The organism is Gulosibacter massiliensis (assembly GCF_900626105.1).
Taxonomy (GTDB): Bacteria; Actinomycetota; Actinomycetes; order Actinomycetales; family Microbacteriaceae; genus Gulosibacter; species Gulosibacter sediminis.
The window spans coordinates 224,843-239,404 of the sequence record NZ_UYZX01000002.1 but is presented as its reverse complement, the minus strand read 5'-3'; the positions used below and the strand labels follow the sequence as shown (position 1 = coordinate 239,404).

The 14,562-nt window shown below is 65.8% G+C and carries 13 protein-coding genes and 4 pseudogenes; 6 read left to right on the top strand and 11 right to left on the bottom strand.

The features are described from left to right. Positions 1-45 precede the first annotated feature (45 nt). Both lysS and panC read right to left on the bottom strand, forming a co-directional pair. Entirely contained in the window at positions 46-1,548 is a 1,503-nt protein-coding gene (gene lysS, locus EJL01_RS10940) for a lysine--tRNA ligase (protein ID WP_125107676.1), read from the bottom strand. 51 nt (positions 1,549-1,599) lie between these two features. Continuing rightward, complete coding sequence (panC, locus tag EJL01_RS10935; protein ID WP_125107675.1) at positions 1,600-2,448, bottom strand: pantoate--beta-alanine ligase; 849 nt, start codon at positions 2,446-2,448, stop codon at positions 1,600-1,602. Positions 2,449-2,766: 318 nt separating this feature from the next. Between panC and EJL01_RS10930 the strand changes: the two genes are divergently transcribed. After that, a complete protein-coding gene (locus tag EJL01_RS10930) occupies positions 2,767-3,543 on the top strand; it encodes a hypothetical protein (RefSeq protein WP_125107674.1) in 777 nt (258 codons plus the stop codon). 31 nt (positions 3,544-3,574) lie between these two features. Here the strand turns inward: EJL01_RS10930 and EJL01_RS10925 are convergent, their stop codons facing one another. The 3 genes from EJL01_RS10925 to EJL01_RS10915 all read right to left on the bottom strand — a co-directional run bounded on the left by EJL01_RS10925 (position 3,575) and on the right by EJL01_RS10915 (position 5,507). Further along, on the bottom strand, positions 3,575-4,156 hold the full coding sequence (locus tag EJL01_RS10925; RefSeq protein ID WP_125107673.1) for a YdcF family protein: 582 nt from the start codon (positions 4,154-4,156) through the stop codon (positions 3,575-3,577). A 1-nt stretch (position 4,157) separates the two neighbouring features. After that, on the bottom strand, positions 4,158-4,901 hold the full coding sequence (locus tag EJL01_RS10920; RefSeq protein WP_125107672.1) for a DUF2520 domain-containing protein: 744 nt from the start codon (positions 4,899-4,901) through the stop codon (positions 4,158-4,160). A 66-nt stretch (positions 4,902-4,967) separates the two neighbouring features. Then, positions 4,968-5,507 carry a DUF3558 family protein gene (locus EJL01_RS10915; protein WP_125107671.1) on the bottom strand — a complete coding sequence of 180 codons (540 nt, stop codon included), beginning with the start codon at positions 5,505-5,507 and terminating at the stop codon, positions 4,968-4,970. A gap of 126 nt (positions 5,508-5,633) precedes the next feature. On the opposite strand from EJL01_RS10915, the gene EJL01_RS10910 reads away from it, so the two are divergent. Further along, positions 5,634-6,101, top strand: a complete 468-nt coding sequence (locus tag EJL01_RS10910; protein ID WP_125107670.1) for a hypothetical protein — start codon at positions 5,634-5,636, stop codon at positions 6,099-6,101. Between the two features lie 12 nt (positions 6,102-6,113). Here the strand turns inward: EJL01_RS10910 and EJL01_RS10905 are convergent, their stop codons facing one another. Then, entirely contained in the window at positions 6,114-6,932 is an 819-nt protein-coding gene (locus tag EJL01_RS10905; protein ID WP_125107669.1) for a universal stress protein, read from the bottom strand. Positions 6,933-7,186: 254 nt separating this feature from the next. Between EJL01_RS10905 and EJL01_RS10900 the strand changes: the two genes are divergently transcribed. Together EJL01_RS10900 and EJL01_RS10895 are read left to right on the top strand one after the other, a co-directional pair. Next, positions 7,187-7,708, top strand: a complete 522-nt coding sequence (locus EJL01_RS10900) for an alpha-L-rhamnosidase C-terminal domain-containing protein (protein ID WP_125107668.1) — start codon at positions 7,187-7,189, stop codon at positions 7,706-7,708. Between the two features lie 50 nt (positions 7,709-7,758). After that, a pseudogene (locus tag EJL01_RS10895) lies at positions 7,759-8,951 on the top strand (IS3 family transposase). Positions 8,952-8,983: 32 nt separating this feature from the next. On the opposite strand, the pseudogene EJL01_RS10890 reads toward EJL01_RS10895, so the two are convergent. Beyond that, positions 8,984-9,399 (bottom strand): annotated as a pseudogene (locus EJL01_RS10890) (transposase); the annotation flags it as partial. A gap of 100 nt (positions 9,400-9,499) precedes the next feature. On the opposite strand from EJL01_RS10890, the gene EJL01_RS10885 reads away from it, so the two are divergent. Further along, a protein-coding gene (locus EJL01_RS10885; RefSeq protein WP_241209084.1) for an IS3 family transposase occupies positions 9,500-10,674 on the top strand; the annotation gives its coding sequence in 2 pieces (ribosomal slippage) (positions 9,500-9,779 and positions 9,779-10,674; 1,176 coding nt in all). Between the two features lie 81 nt (positions 10,675-10,755). Here the strand turns inward: EJL01_RS10885 and EJL01_RS10880 are convergent. Continuing rightward, positions 10,756-11,580: pseudogene (locus tag EJL01_RS10880) on the bottom strand (ISL3 family transposase); the annotation flags it as partial. 122 nt (positions 11,581-11,702) lie between these two features. On the opposite strand from EJL01_RS10880, the pseudogene EJL01_RS10875 reads away from it, so the two are divergent. Then, positions 11,703-11,897: pseudogene (locus EJL01_RS10875) on the top strand (AAA family ATPase); the annotation flags it as partial. Positions 11,898-12,086: 189 nt separating this feature from the next. Here the strand turns inward: EJL01_RS10875 and EJL01_RS10870 are convergent. From EJL01_RS10870 to EJL01_RS10860, 3 genes are all read right to left on the bottom strand, one after another. Then, positions 12,087-12,422 carry a ribbon-helix-helix domain-containing protein gene (locus EJL01_RS10870; RefSeq protein ID WP_047523845.1) on the bottom strand — a complete coding sequence of 112 codons (336 nt, stop codon included), beginning with the start codon at positions 12,420-12,422 and terminating at the stop codon, positions 12,087-12,089. Positions 12,423-12,426: 4 nt separating this feature from the next. Then, positions 12,427-12,690 (bottom strand): hypothetical protein, encoded by a 264-nt coding sequence (locus EJL01_RS10865; RefSeq protein ID WP_047523849.1) that lies wholly within the window; start codon positions 12,688-12,690, stop codon positions 12,427-12,429. A 342-nt stretch (positions 12,691-13,032) separates the two neighbouring features. After that, positions 13,033-14,463 (bottom strand): DUF5979 domain-containing protein, encoded by a 1,431-nt coding sequence (locus EJL01_RS10860; RefSeq protein WP_164509804.1) that lies wholly within the window; start codon positions 14,461-14,463, stop codon positions 13,033-13,035. Positions 14,464-14,562: the final 99 nt, after the last annotated feature.

Below are 14,562 nucleotides of genomic sequence, written 5' to 3'. Positions count from 1 at the left end.
CTGTTCGTGCGCAAGGGCAACCGCACGAACCGTCTGTTCAGACGCCTACTTCACGAGCGGGAACAGCACCGTCTCGCGAATGCCGAGGCCAGTGAGTGCCATGAGCAGGCGGTCGATGCCCATGCCCATGCCACCTGCCGGCGGCATCGCGTACTCGAGCGCGGCGAGGAAGTCCTCGTCGAGGCGCATGGCCTCGTCGTCGCCGCGCGCGGCCTCGCGGGCCTGCTCGACAAAGCGGTTGCGCTGGTCGACGGGGTCGATGAGCTCCGAGTAGCCGGTGGCAAGCTCGAAGCCGCGCACGTAGAGGTCCCACTTCTCGACGACGCCCGGCTTCGAGCGGTGCGCGGCGGTGAGCGGCGAGGTCTCGACGGGGAAGTCCATGACGAAGGTCGGGCGCTCGAGTTCGCCCTTCACGAAGTGCTCCCAGAGCTCCTCGACGAGTTTGCCGTGGTTCGGCAGCTTCACCTCGACGCCCTCACGCTCGGCGAGCGCGACGAGTTCGTCGACCGTGGTGTCGGGAGTCACAGTCACGCCCGACTTCTCGCTGAGCGACTCGTACATCGACACGCGCGGCCACTCGCCGCCGAGGTCGAACTTGGTGCCGTCGGCCCAGGTGACGACGGCCGAGCCGTCCTCCGACACGGCCTTCGCCGCGTTCTGAATCAGCTCCTGCGTCACGTCGGCAATCGAGTTGTAGTCGCCGAACGACATGTACGCCTCGAGCATCGCGAACTCGGGCGAGTGCGTCGAGTCGGCGCCCTCGTTGCGGAAGTTGCGGTTGATCTCGAACACTCGCTCGAGCCCGCCGACGAGCGCGCGCTTGAGGTAGAGCTCGGGCGCGATGCGCAGGAACAGCTCGGTGTCGAACGCGTTCGAGTGCGTCACGAACGGGCGGGCCGCGGCGCCGCCGTGCATGACCTGCAGCATCGGCGTCTCGACCTCGAGGAACTTGTGGTGCGCGAAGGTCGAGCGCAGCGACGCGTTTACCGCGGCGCGCGTCTCGACCATGTGGCGCGCGGCGGGGCGGGTGATGAGGTCGAGGTAGCGCTGGCGCACGCGGGTTTCCTCGTTGAGCTCGCGGTGCAGCGTCGGCAGCGGCCGCAGCGACTTCGACGCCATCCGCCACTCGGTCGCCATGATCGACAGTTCGCCGCGGCGCGACGTGATGACCTCGCCCTTCACGAACACGAGGTCGCCGAGGTCAACAAATTCTTTCCAGCGCGCGAGCGCTTCCTCGCCCACCTCCGCGAGCGAGAGCATTGCCTGGATCTTCGCGCCGGCGCCCGACTGCACCGCCGCGAAGGCGAGCTTGCCGGTGTTGCGAATGTGCATGACGCGGCCGACGACCCCGGCGATCACACCGGTGCGCACGTCGGCCTCGAGGCCCTGGTTGTTCGCGACGATGTTGTCGATCGTGTCTGAGATCGGCAGTTCGAGCGGGTAGGGGGTGAGTCCCTCCTCGATCATGCGGGCGCGCTTGTCGAGGCGAACCTGCGTCTGCTCCGAGAATTCCTCGGCGGTGAGTTCGTGCTCCTGGCTGTCGGCCATGCGTGCTCCTTGCTGATCGGGCGGGGCGGATGCGGTGGATGCGTCGGGTGGTCAGCCGACGCGGAAAGAACGGTTGTCGATGAGTCGGGTGGGCCCGACCCGCGCGGCGGTGAGTGCGAGCACCTCGCCGCGGTAGTCGTCGGCCACCGGCGCGAAGGTGTCGGGGTCAACGAGCTCTAGGTAGTCCATGCTAGCCAGCGGTTCGGCCGCGTACACGGCGAGGCCGGCCTGCTTCGCGGCGGCCGGGCCGGCGGATGCAGCAGCTTCGGCCGCGCGCAACGCTCGCGAGAGCGTGAGGGCGCGCTGGCGGTCGTCGCCTTCGAGGAATGCGTTGCGGCTCGAGAGGGCGAGGCCGTCGGGCTCACGAACGATCGGCTGGCCCACGATCTCGAGGGGGAAGTGCAGTTCGCGCACCATGCGCCGCACGAGCGCGAGCTGCTGCGCATCCTTCTCACCGAAGACGGCGAGGTCGGGGGCCGCGAGCGTCAACAGCTTCGCGACGACCGTGAGCACGCCGTCGAAATGGCCGGGGCGCGTGACGCCCTCAAGGATCGTGCCGGCCTCCCCTGCCGAGACGGTCGTCGTGGCGGGCCAGTTCGGGTACATCTCTTCAACCGTCGGGTGGAAGACGTACTGCACGCCCGCGGCCTCGAGCTTCGCGAGGTCGTCGGCGAAGGGGCGCGGGTAGCGGTCGAGGTCCTCGGTTGGGCCGAACTGCAGCGGGTTGACGAAGATCGAGACGATCACGGTGTCGGCGTGCTGCTGCGCGAGGTTGACGAGCGCGAGGTGCCCGTCGTGCAGGGCGCCCATGGTCGGCACGAGCGCGACGCGGCCAAGATCGGGGCTGCCGACGCCGTGCCGCAGTGCGCGAAGCCCTGCGAGGTCGAGGATTTCTGTCACCAGACGAGTCTAGAGCCGTCGGCGGCGCCGCCTCGCGCCCTGTGGCCCACCGATGGCCCGCGAATCGATCCCGAACGTGGCCGGAGGTGCGATCGCGCTCAGGTTCTCGGACGAACTCCGAGATTTTGCCGGTTTGAACGGGCTCAGCCCGTTCAAACCGGCATTTTCTCGGAGTTAGTCCAAGTTTTTGCCGGGACCCATGCGTCATGGAGCGCCCGGCCACAGTATTTGGGCTCACACGCGCCACCGAGCACTCAGGCTGGCGACAACCATCAGAGCACACACCTGCGACATCTTGACGCGAATGGACGGCATCAGATGCGGCCCCGCCTGTTGCATTTTCATGATTGGCTGAGCCCTGATCCCACTGTCAAAGGAGTCCGGGTGCCCGCCGCACCGACCGCACGCTGCTTCCGATCGAAACTCGGCGCCCTCGCCGCAGGCCTGAGCCTCGCGCTCCTCGCTGGTTGCGCCGCCGGTCCGACTCAAGACCCCCAGGTTTCACCGACGACGACCCTCATCAGGGAGGAGACACCTGCGCCCTCCTCCGAAGCGACCAACACGCCCACCGATGAGTCCGTAGTCGAGACAGAGGCGGCCGAGCCGCTCGTGTTTCCGACGTGCGAACAGATGAACCCGATGCTCACTTCGATGCATGACGGAGCTCGGCAGAACACGAACATGGAAGCCGTGATTACCGAGGTGGATCTCGACCACTTCCACGAAATCGCTGGCCCTACCGCGGCGACGGCCATGGCGGCGGTGACGCAGGTCCGAGGTTGCTGGTACCCGATTTATCCCGACGGCCACCAGCCGTCCGAATGGATCGCCGAGCTCAGCAAGGCGGACCAGCAGCCATTGATCGACGCACTCAGCTCGGACCCGTCGATCACGGACGTCTCCAGCGCTGGAGCAACGGCGTTCACCTACGACGTCAATCGCGAAGAGACGCACGACATGATCATGGTGACGTACATCTTCATTGGCAACGCCTGGATCATCGACTCCAATGGCGTCGAGCACGCCACCGTCACGCCCGAGGTGATTCATCGCCTGACCCAGCCGCTGAAGGACCTCAACCCCAACTTGGCCTGACCGCCCCCAGCCACGAGCAGGCACCCAGCAATCAGCAGGGATCGGCCACGGCCGCCTTCATCCAGGCGCCCGTCTCGTAGGCGAAGCGTTCAAGCACGCGGCCCGGCTGCCACGGCCGCGTGATGCCGATGAACGACGCCTCGACGTTCGGCGCGCACCGCTCGAAGTACCAGCGGGCCCGGCTCACGTGGGTGCGATACGTCACGACCATGACCTCATCCCAGCCGTGCTCCTCCGCGAGCTCCGATACGTATTGCGCCTCCCCGCGTGTATTAAAAGGCGAAGGCGTGAAGCAGTACTGCGTCACGTCGTGGCCGTCGCCCAGGTCGAGTGTGTCACCCAAATCGTGCTCGCGGCACGTCCACGGCACCCTCGACGGCGCCACCGACGGATCCGGCGACGACACGACAAGCACGTCGGCATAGCCCCGATCCACCAGTTCGAGCGCATGCCCGAGCCGCTCGTTCGGCACACCGAGCACGACGATCGCGTCGACCGCGTGGGCCTCGGTGCGCACCGGCAGAAAGTAGACGGCACCGAAGCCGATCACCATCGCGGCCAGCGTCGCTCCGGCCTGCCACCACAGCCGCCGCAGCCACGCCTCCGCGGCCACGCTACTGCCCCGCGGCGTCGTCGAGATCGTCGGGAATGATCAGATCCTGCGCCTGCGCGAGTGCGTTGTCGGCCGCCGAGCGCACCAGGCTCGAGAGCACGAAGCCGGGCTGCTCAACGCCGATTTCGGTGAGGATGCTCGTCGACTGCTGCACGATCGACCGCGTGAACGAGGTCGCGGTCTCGATCGCGTCGGCGTAGCGGCCGCGGTGCTCCTCAGCGATAACGACCGGCTCAGCGCCGAGTTCGACGACGAGCGCCTGCGCGATCGGCAGCACGGGCCGTGGCGCGGTCACCGCGCACCAGCCCTCCTTCAGTCGGGCCAGGTCGAGCGAGGTGCCAGTCACGTCGATCGCCGGGTGAATCGCGAGCGGAATCACGCCACGATCCAGCGCCTTCCCGAGCGGCGCAGTGCCGAACTCGGCGCACGTGTGCACGACGAGCTGCCCCGGCACCCAGGCGCCAAGCTCGGTGAGCTCGCGGATGCGCGCCTCGAGTCGATCGGCGGGCTCGGCCAGAATCACGAGCTCGGAGCGTTCGATGACCTGCGCCTCGGTGAGTCGCCCGGCGCCCGGCAGCATCGCGGCGACCCGCTCGGCCGGCGACCCGTCGCTCACGGCAACACCAATCAATGCGTGGCCCGCGCCGGCGAGCCCGGCCGCAAACACCGGACCAAACGGCGCATCGCCAACGAGCCCAACACCGAGCCGGCCATCGCGCTGCTGCGCGGAATCGAATGAGGTCATGCGTGCTTTCCCGAGGCGTCACGAACGCCGCCAATCCTACCGAGCGTCACCGACGAGCGGCGGCCCCTACGACCGCCCGTAGTGCTCGAGCACGTCGCTCATTGCGAGCTCGAGGGCGTCGTGCGCGTCGATGTCGAGCTCCGCGCCGAGGTAGTTCACCGAGAGCGTGACGTCGTCGAAGTAGGCGACGTAGCGGCCCGAGTTGCCGGCGATCGACCACACGTTGACGTCGACGCCGTCGATCGTCACGATCTCGTCGCTCTCTGACGGCGTCTCGGGTTCGGTCACCCAGATAACGAGCGAGGGCGTTGTGTAGTTGTTGATGCCGCTCCAGTCGCATCCCGGCGCGTCGGCCGCCGTCAGCTCGACTGGCTCGAGCTCAGCGAGCCCGAGCGTCTCGAGCGTCTCGTCGCTCAAGGCCGTGCAGGCGTCGACCTCGTCGGCGGCGAGCGGACGCTCGGCGTCGCTGACGTCTTCACCGTTGACCGTGTGCGTCACCTCCTGCACCGAGCAGCCGCTGAGCAATAACGCGGCGCCGGCGAACGCGGCTATCCCCGCGAGGCGAGGGCGGCGGGGAGAGAGGAACGAGAACGGCCGAGGCTCCATGCGTCCATCCTCGCCCGGCCCGCATGCGGCCGCATCACTCCCGGGAATGAACTCGCCGCGCATCCCCGAGCAAGGGCGATGCCCGCAACGCGACTCCTCCCACCCACCCTCGCTACACTCCCGACCATGTCGAAGTCCAAGCCGCTGCTCACCCTCGCCGCCACCCTCACCATCGCCGCCCTCGCGGTAACCGGATGCGCGCAGGCGAGCGACCCCGACTCCACCGACGCGAACGGCGACGCCCAGAACAACGGCGACTTCACGGTCGATGTCACGGTCGACTACACCGACGACGAGGTCACGCTCGCAGAGGGCGACGTGCTCGAGGTCAACTTCGGCACCATCAACACGAGCATCGGCGACGAATGGGGCATCACGGCCCAGCCCGACTCCGACGTCGTCGTAAACACGGTGCGCCCCGGCGACCCCAACGCCACCGCCGTCGCGCCCGGCAGCGACACCGAGTTCTCCCTCTACTTCGAGGCGGTCGGCACGGGCGAGACGTCAGTCACCTTCCAGTACAGCTACCGTGGCACCGCCACCACTCCGGCAGAGGGCCCGGGCTCCACGACGCTCACTATCAAGGTCGAGTAAACCCGCCGCGAGCTACCGCACAATCACGGTCGGCAGCGTCACATCCTGCAGCAACTCGTGGCTCACCGAGCCGAGCAGCAGGCGACGGAACGCGCCGCGGCCGTGCGTGCCAACCACGAGTAGCCGCGCCTTCTCGGCCGCCTTCGTCAGCACATCCACCGGGTGCCCCTCCATCACCACGCGCTGAATCTCGAGGTTCGGGTACTGCGCCTCGATCGGCTCGAGTGCGCGGTCAAGCTCCTCCGAGCTTGCGCGCTCGGTCGCCTTGGCGAAGTCCTCGCCGTACGCGTACTCGTAGCCGAGCCCGGCCGAGAGCTGCCAGCTGATCACCGCGATGAGCGGCACCTCGCGCGAGTTCGCCACCGAGGCCGCAAACTCGAGCGCGAGCCGCGACGGCTCCGAGCCGTCGGTGCCGACGACGACGCCACGACGGTTGCCGAGGTCGATCTCGGGCACAGCGACCACGGGCGCCTTGCTCGCGGCGGCAATGCGCACAACCCCGGGGCTGCGCGAGCGCCTGCCGTGCGAGTCGCGGCCAATCACGAGCAGATCGGCGTCTGCCGAGACCTCTTCGAACCCCTCGGGCAGACTCTTCGCGTGGTGCACCTCGGTGCGCAGCTCGGCGTTGGGGGCGATCGCCCGCGCCGCCGCGGCGTGCTCGGCGAGCAGCTCCTTCGCCCGGGGCTCGAGCTCGTCGCCGGCACCGCCCGCGGCGATCACGCTGAAGATCAGCAGCGTGCCACCCTCGCGCGCCACCTCGGTGGCGGCCCAGGCAACGGCGCTCGCATCAGCGCTCGAGCCATTGATTCCTACGACGATTCGACTAGCCATGATTTCCTCCTCGATGAGGCGTGATGGGTCTGTACATCTCGCGGGGTGCCCCTGGGTCCCGGGGTACTTCAACGCTATGCCCGCTCGGGTGAAAATTCACACCACACTGCCGCACGCGGGCCGCGCAGCACGACGACACCGGCCTCATCGGCAAGTCGCACCACTCGAACGGCTGCAACCCCCAGACCGACTGCGACCTCGTCGGCTGGCCCACGAGCCAGCGTGACGGCTACCAGTTCCGCTACTACAACACCGTGCTCAACGCCCTGTCGTACCGCGCGTATGTCGGCATGGCGGCCGACGGCACGTCGAGCTGGATGAACATGATCGATCGCGGCGCCGGCGCCACGGCCGAGGCGTGGGATGAGTCGCAGAAGAGCAACCTCACCTACTCGCACCCCTGGGCGGCGAGCCCCGCGTTCCACGTGCCGAGTGGCCTGTTCGGCATCAAGCCGGTCGAGGCGGGCTACAGTACCTTCGAGATCGCGCCGCAGCTGGGCTCGCTCGACTACGGCACGGTGACGGTGCCGACGGTCAAGGGTGAGGTCGGCACGGGCTTTGCGCACGATAGCGCGGGCGACCTCGCAGTGATCGCGCAGGTGCCGGGCAACACGAGCGCGTCGCTGACGGTGCCCGTGCCCGACGGCACGACGCAGGTGTTCGTCGATGGCGACGCGGTCGACGTCACCCCGAGCGGCGGCAACGTCGCACTCGAGGACGTCACCGCGGGCTGCCACCTCGTCACGCTCAGCGACAGGGGACTGCTGCACGAGTAGGTGACATCTGATCTGGCTTGCCCGCGTGGTGGGCCTGGAAGGATGTTGCTGTGCCCAAGCCCTACCCGAGTGAATTCCGTGACGACGTCGTGCGCGTCGCTCAGAACCGCGAGCCCGGAGTCACGATCGAGCAGATCGCGAAAGACTTCGGTGTTCATCCGATGACGCTGCAGAAGTGGCTCCACCGGGCCAAGGTCGAGGAGGGCACGGCGCCGGGTCAGTCCCGGTCCGAGGCGGCGGAGATCCGTGAGCTGCGGAAGCGGAACCGGCTGCTGGAGCAAGAGAACGAGGTGCTGCGACGGGCGGCGGCGTATCTGTCGCAGGCGAACCTGCCGGGAAAAGGTTCTACCCGCTCGTGATGGAGCTCGCCACCGCAGGGATTCCTGTGACGGTGACGTGTCGGGTGCTCAAGCTCTCTCGCCAGCCCTACTACCGGTGGCTGGCGAACCCCATCACCGAGAGCGAGGTGGTGGAGGCGTATCGCGCGAACGCACTGTTCGATGCTCACAAGGACGACCCGGAGTTCGGGCACCGGCTCCTCGCCGATGAAGCCGCAGACGCAGGTGCGGCGATGTCGGACCGGACCGCGTGGCGGATCGCGTCGAGCAACGGCTGGTTCAGCGCGCTCGGGAAGCACAAGCGGGGTAAGGGCCGCCGGCCCGGCCCGCCGGTCCACGACGACCTCTGCGCGGTGGTCGACGAGGACGGCAGGACTCGGCATGTGTTCGCCGCCGAGGCACCGAACGAGCTCTGGCTCACGGACATCACGGAGCACAAAACGAGTGAGGGCAAGCTCTAGCACTGCGCGATCAAAGACGTCTTCTCCGGTCGGATCGTCGGGTACTCGATCGACTCGAGGATGAAGTCCCTGCTGGCGGTTCAGGCCCTCGAGAACGCTGTCGCGATGCGCGGCGACGTCGCCGACTGCGTGGTCCACAGCGACAGAGGATCTCAGTTTCGAAGCCGGAAATTCCTACGTGCGCTGACCCGCCACCGCATGGTCGGAAGCATGGGAACAGTGGGCTCGAGCGGAGACAACGCGGCCATGGAATCGTTCTTTGCGGTGCTTCAGAAGAACGTCCTCGACCGCCGCTCCTGGACCACACGCGAGCAGCTGCGGATCGCGATCGTCACCTGGATCGAACGGACCTACCACCGCCGACGACGCCAACGCCGACTTGGACGTTTGACCCCCATCGAGTTCGAGACCATCATGAACACGACCGTCGCACTGGCGGCGTGACTACAACCTGTCACCTATCCGTGCAGCAGTCCCGACATGGGCTGTTTCAACCATTGGTAGTACGCCTGCTCACTGAAGCCGAGCACCCTGCACGCCACTGCGACAGGCACCCGAACCCGGGCGCCTGTCGCAGCCATCTCACGGACGAGAGGGAACACTATTTTGGGGGCGTGATGTGCACCTGCGACAGATACGCTGCCGCACGCCTGAGGACCTCGTTTTCCATCTCGAGCTCACGAATTCGTTTGAGCGCTTGGCGCATCTCCCGCTGCTCGTCAGGGTCTTTTGACGGGGTCATCCCATACGACGTGAACCTCGCATCTTGTATCCACGAGGCGAGAGCTGACTTCGAGATCCCGAGATCTTTACACACGGTTTTCTGCGTGAGGCCGGATTCCACGAGCGCGACAGCATCTCGCTTGAATTCCTCGCTGTACTTCGATGGCATAGTCATCATCCTTTCAGCATCGATCGGGACTGCCGAAGGTTTGGTTGACTCCAAGACCGCATGATTCCTGAGAGGGCGTCGTGCTGAAAGGATGGCAACCATGCCGAAGATCACCTACACCGACGAGTTCAAGCGCGACGCGGTCGCGTTGGTCGAGTCGGGTATCCCTCAAAAGCAGGTCGTCAAGGACCTCGGAGTGGCGAAAACCACGCTGCAGGCATGGCTCCGTGACGCGAGGTTCAAGTCCCATGGGATGACCCCGACCACCGATCCAGAGGCGCGCAAGGACATGTCGCAGGCACTGCGTCGGATCCGGGAGTTGGAGATGGAAAACGAGGTGCTACGGCGCGCGGCGGCGTATCTGTCGCAGGCTCACATCACGCCCCCAAAATGATCTATCCGCTCGTGAAGGAGATGGCCGCGGTCGGTGCCCGGGTGAGGGTGCCGGTGGCGGTCGCGTGCCGGATACTGGGATTCTCCAAACAGGGCTACTACAAGTGGCTCAAGCAACCGGTGTCAGCCCGTGAGGCCGAGGAGCAAGAGCTCATCTCGGTGTTGCATCAGCTTCACAACGACGACCCGGAGGGCGGCTACCGGGTGCTGGCAGACGACCTCGCTGAGTTGGGCTACGAGTTGTCCGAGCGCAGAGTGTGGCGGTTGTGCCGGGTCGCCGGCATCCAATCGGTGTTCACCACGCGGAAGACTCGCTACAAGAAGGCCGGCGCGCCGGTTCACGATGACCTGGTCAACAGGCAGTTCAGCGCCGACGGCCCCAACGAGCTATGGCTGACCGACATCACCGAGCACCGCACCCGCGAGGGCAAGGTCTACCTGTGTGCGATCAAGGACGTGTTCTCCAACCGGATCGTCGGCTACTCGATCGATTCACGGATGAAGGCCCGGATCGCCGTCAACGCGCTCGAGATGGCAGTGGCCCACCGAGGCCGGCCCGCTGGGGTGATCGTCCATTCCGATAGAGGGTCCCAATTCCGGTCGCGCCGCTTCCGCAAAGCGCTGAAGCGCCACAGGCTACGTGGCTCGATGGGCAGGGTCGGGGCATGTGGCGATAACGCCGCGATGGAGTCGTTCTTCGCGCTCCTGCAGAAGAACGTCCTCGACCGTCGATCCTGGGGCACACGAGAGGAACTGCGCCTGGCCATCGTGTCCTGGATCGAGGGCAAGTACCACCGCAAACGCCGTCAACGCCGACTCGGGAAACTCACCCCCATCGAGTTCGAACTCATCATGAACCCAGCCGCTACACTGGCGGCATAAACCCGGAGGTCAACCAAACCTTCAGCGGACCCATCTTCAGATCGATGCAGTCTTGGACCCAACCAAACCTTCAGCAGACCCTTCTTGCTGGATCCGGCGCCGGCACAGGTCGAGGGCGTCACCGGCGAGCCACACGACGTGGAACGGGTCCATGACGGTGGTGGCGTCGGGCAACTCTTCGGTGGTGGCGGTCTTGAAGCCGGTGAACCCATCCATGGCCACGACCTCCACGCCGGCCCGCCACGCTTCGGGTCGGGCAGCTAGCCACGTCTTGAACGCCTGCTTGGAGCGGCCCTCGACCATGTCCAGCAGGCGTGCCGGGCCGGTGTCATCCCTGATCGGGGTGAGGTCGATGATCACGGTGACGTACTTGTCGCCGTGACGGGTGTGCTGCCACACGTGCTCGTCGACGCCGAGCACATGGACGCCGTCGAAACGCCGCGGATCGTTGATCAGGACCCGCTTGCCCTCGGCCAGGACGGCGTCGTTGGCGGTGTTCCACGACACTGCCAGCCCTTCGGCGATCCGGGCTACGGTCAGATGCGCGACCACGAGTCCTTCCAACGCCCACCGCACCGCCCGCCGGGACAACTTCGCCCGCGGCTCGGCGGCTCTGCTCATGTCCTGACGCCACACATGCCCGCACTCGCCGCAGCGATAGCGACGCACGGTGACGAGCAAGATGGTGGGTCGCCAGCCGAACGGCTCGTGCGCCAGACGACGCACCACGGTGCCACGTGGCGTTCCCTCGCAGCCGCACCGCCGGCACCACTGGTCCGGCTCAACGACCCGGCAGGCCAACACGGCCCGCTTCGGCTCGATCTGTTGGCCGACGACCTCCAGGCCGAGCTCGTCGAGGCGGGTGAACGTGGTCAGGTTGGGGCGCGTGAAGGTAGCGTGAGGCACGTCGAGGTCTTCCGGATGGTGAGTGTGAGAACTTCCATCTTCGGGAGGCCTCGACCCTCATCCGCGGACCGACGCGCCGCCGTGATCACCCCGCCTCCACACCCTCAAATGTGATGAGCCGTCAAACCCTTGACCCCGACGACTACACCGACGCCCAAGCCATCGCCGCGATCGCCCGCATCACCCGGGGCAACTTCCGCCTCGTCGATCGACTCTTCACCCAAATTGAACGCGTCATGAAGATTAACGAGCTGCACACCATCACCGACGACGTCGTTGAAGCAGCCCGATCAACCCTGGTGGTTGGCCTCACCTGAAGCCGCCAAATAAAGCTGCGAAATCCCGCCAAACGAAGTTAACAGTCACAGCCTCGGCGGGCTGCCCTGCCGAGCTGCCCGAAAACGACCGTTTACGGGCAGTGTCACTTCGGGTAGCTCGGGCCGTCTACGACCAGCCCGAACGGGCCGCGACGTGTGCCCCACGGCAGCGGCTTACCCTCGTCCATATCAGCGCACAGCCCGCACCTCGACGTAGGCGGCGAGGGCTTCGCGCACCACGTCAGATTCCTTGCGGTGCTCGCGCTCGGCAATTGCGGTCACGCGATCCTTGAGCGCCTGCGGCACGCGGGCACGCACCACGGGCGATGCTCCGGCCTTCGCGCCGACGCTCGGCCGCCCGAGCACAATGCGGGTCAGCTCGTCCACACTCGTCGCGCCCGTGGCCTCAATGAGACTACGCTGCGCCTCGGCGGTCGCCTCCGATCCTCGGCGCACGGTGCCAGGCTTTACCTTGAAGTCGCCGCGCTCGGCGCGCGCCGCCAGCTTTTCGTAGTTGGTGCTCATGGTGCTACTTCCCTTCGTTGAGTAGGTGTCGGAACAGATCACTCAGTGGCATCGCATGAAAGATCACAATGGTTCGCGGTGGACGGTGCGCGGCGATAACTTCGATGTAGCGATCAGTCTGACCGTGCGGGTGCCCGACATAGACCATCGTGACTTCGCCCGGCTCCCCATCAACTTCGGCCGATACCTCCGCGTGCATGATCGCGTAGAGCGAATCTTCGCGCGGAATGCCGTGCTTGTCGGCGCTACTCGTGAACTGAACTCCCATAACTAAAGGGTAGCACAAAATGCGGCTACATAACAGTAGCCCCATTTACCGTTGGCTGCCGCTAGCCGCGCATAAAGCTGCCCGGGTGTATCAGCGGCATTAAACAGATGAGGGGGCAAGAACCATGTGAAGGATTCCTGCCCCCTGGTGAGGCGCTCGCAAAGGGGAATGCGTACACGCCTCTCCCCGCCTGTCAGCCGACGTCCATCGGGGAAATGAAACCGTCGTTCATGAGGGCAGGGTGCTCAGAATCAGAGTAATCCGTCCTAAACGTTTCCTGATACAAATTTCGAGGTAGCCAGTCAGGTGGGAGGCGTGTACGCCTCCCACCTGACTGCTCACTTAGCTACGCCGACGGCGCGCGGCCAGGAGTACGGTGGCTACACCGGCAAGGAGTAACCCCAGTGCCGCAGCACCCATGATGCCCAGCCCAGCACTACCGGTGGAGGCGAGATCGCCGCCCTTCTCGACCGGAACTTCGTCCTTCTCGATAGTGTTCGTCAGCGAGATTTCCACCACGTCGGACTTGCCGACTGCGACCGTATCGGTGCTGAATTCGTGACCTGTCCAGGTCGCGCCGTCAACACCGGCAGGGGTCTGCTCAGTCAGTTGACCCTCTGCACCAGCGGGCAGGCCGTCAACGGTACCCGGGGTGCCGTCCGCGCCCTCTTCGAGGGAGCCTCCGCCCGCCTCGAAACCAACCCCGGCCTTGTACTCGTAGTGCACCACGAACACTGCACCATTAGCCACAAGGTTCTTGCCGCTGCCGTCAATGAGTTTCTGGATGCTGAAGCCGCCCTCGCCGAGCGCGATCTCGTTCACCAGGGCCACCTCAGCGGTCTGGTTTTTGCCGACCGTGACGACGTTGCCGTCAGGGAACGACGCCGATACCCAAGTGCCGTTCTCCGGGTCAACCGGAAGCACTTCTTCCAGCGTCACGACCGCGCCCTCGGGGAGGCCGTCAACCGTGGCGGTGCCACCCTTGGTGACCGTCAGCGACCCTTCGCCCGCCTCGTACCAGTCACCGGCCGGGTAGGAATAGTTCACCGTGAATTCGGTGTCCTCACCGATCAGATCGGCACCCGATCCCTCGACCGCCTTGGTCACTGCGAAACCACCAAGATCGCGTTCGATCTCGTTGGTCAGTACGACCTCGAATGTGGTCTTATCACCGATGGTGAAGGTCGGGTTGTCGAACTCGTAGCCGAGCCAGGTACCGCCCGCGACCTCGGTCGGGGTGGCCTCGGAGACCGTCACCTCGGTGCCGTAGGGCAGCGGATCACTAACAATGGCCTCGCCGTTGTTGGCAACGGTCAGGGTGCCCGTACCGGTCGCGGGGTCAGCTCCGAGACCTTCGGGGAGCGTGTAGCTGTAGTCCACGGTGAACAGGGCGTCCTCGCTCACGAGGTCGGCACCGTCTCCGGTGACCGCCTTGAGCACGGAGAAGTCACCGTTGTTCCACGAAATCAGGTTGTCCAGATCAATGCTGACAACCGTGTCCTTCACGACTGTGAAAGACGACTCGCTGAACTCCGGCTCACCCCAAGTGCCGCCGGTCGGGTCATCCAACGAGAGTTCAGTCAGGGTGACCGTCGCACCAGCGGGAATGCCGTTGACGGTTTCGGTTTCACCAGCACCAAACTCGATCTGACCGGAACCGGCAGGGAACCCGTTGATCGCGTCGTACTCGTACGTCACCGTGAACGCGGCATCTTCGGGCACAAGTTCCGTACCGTCACCGATAACTGCCTTGGTGATCGAGAAGCCGCCCACATCTTGCGTGATCGTGTTCCTCACCGAGACCGTCACCGGATCGGTGCTGTCACCAATGGTGAGCGTCGCAGGGTCGATGACCGGTTCACCCCAGGTTGC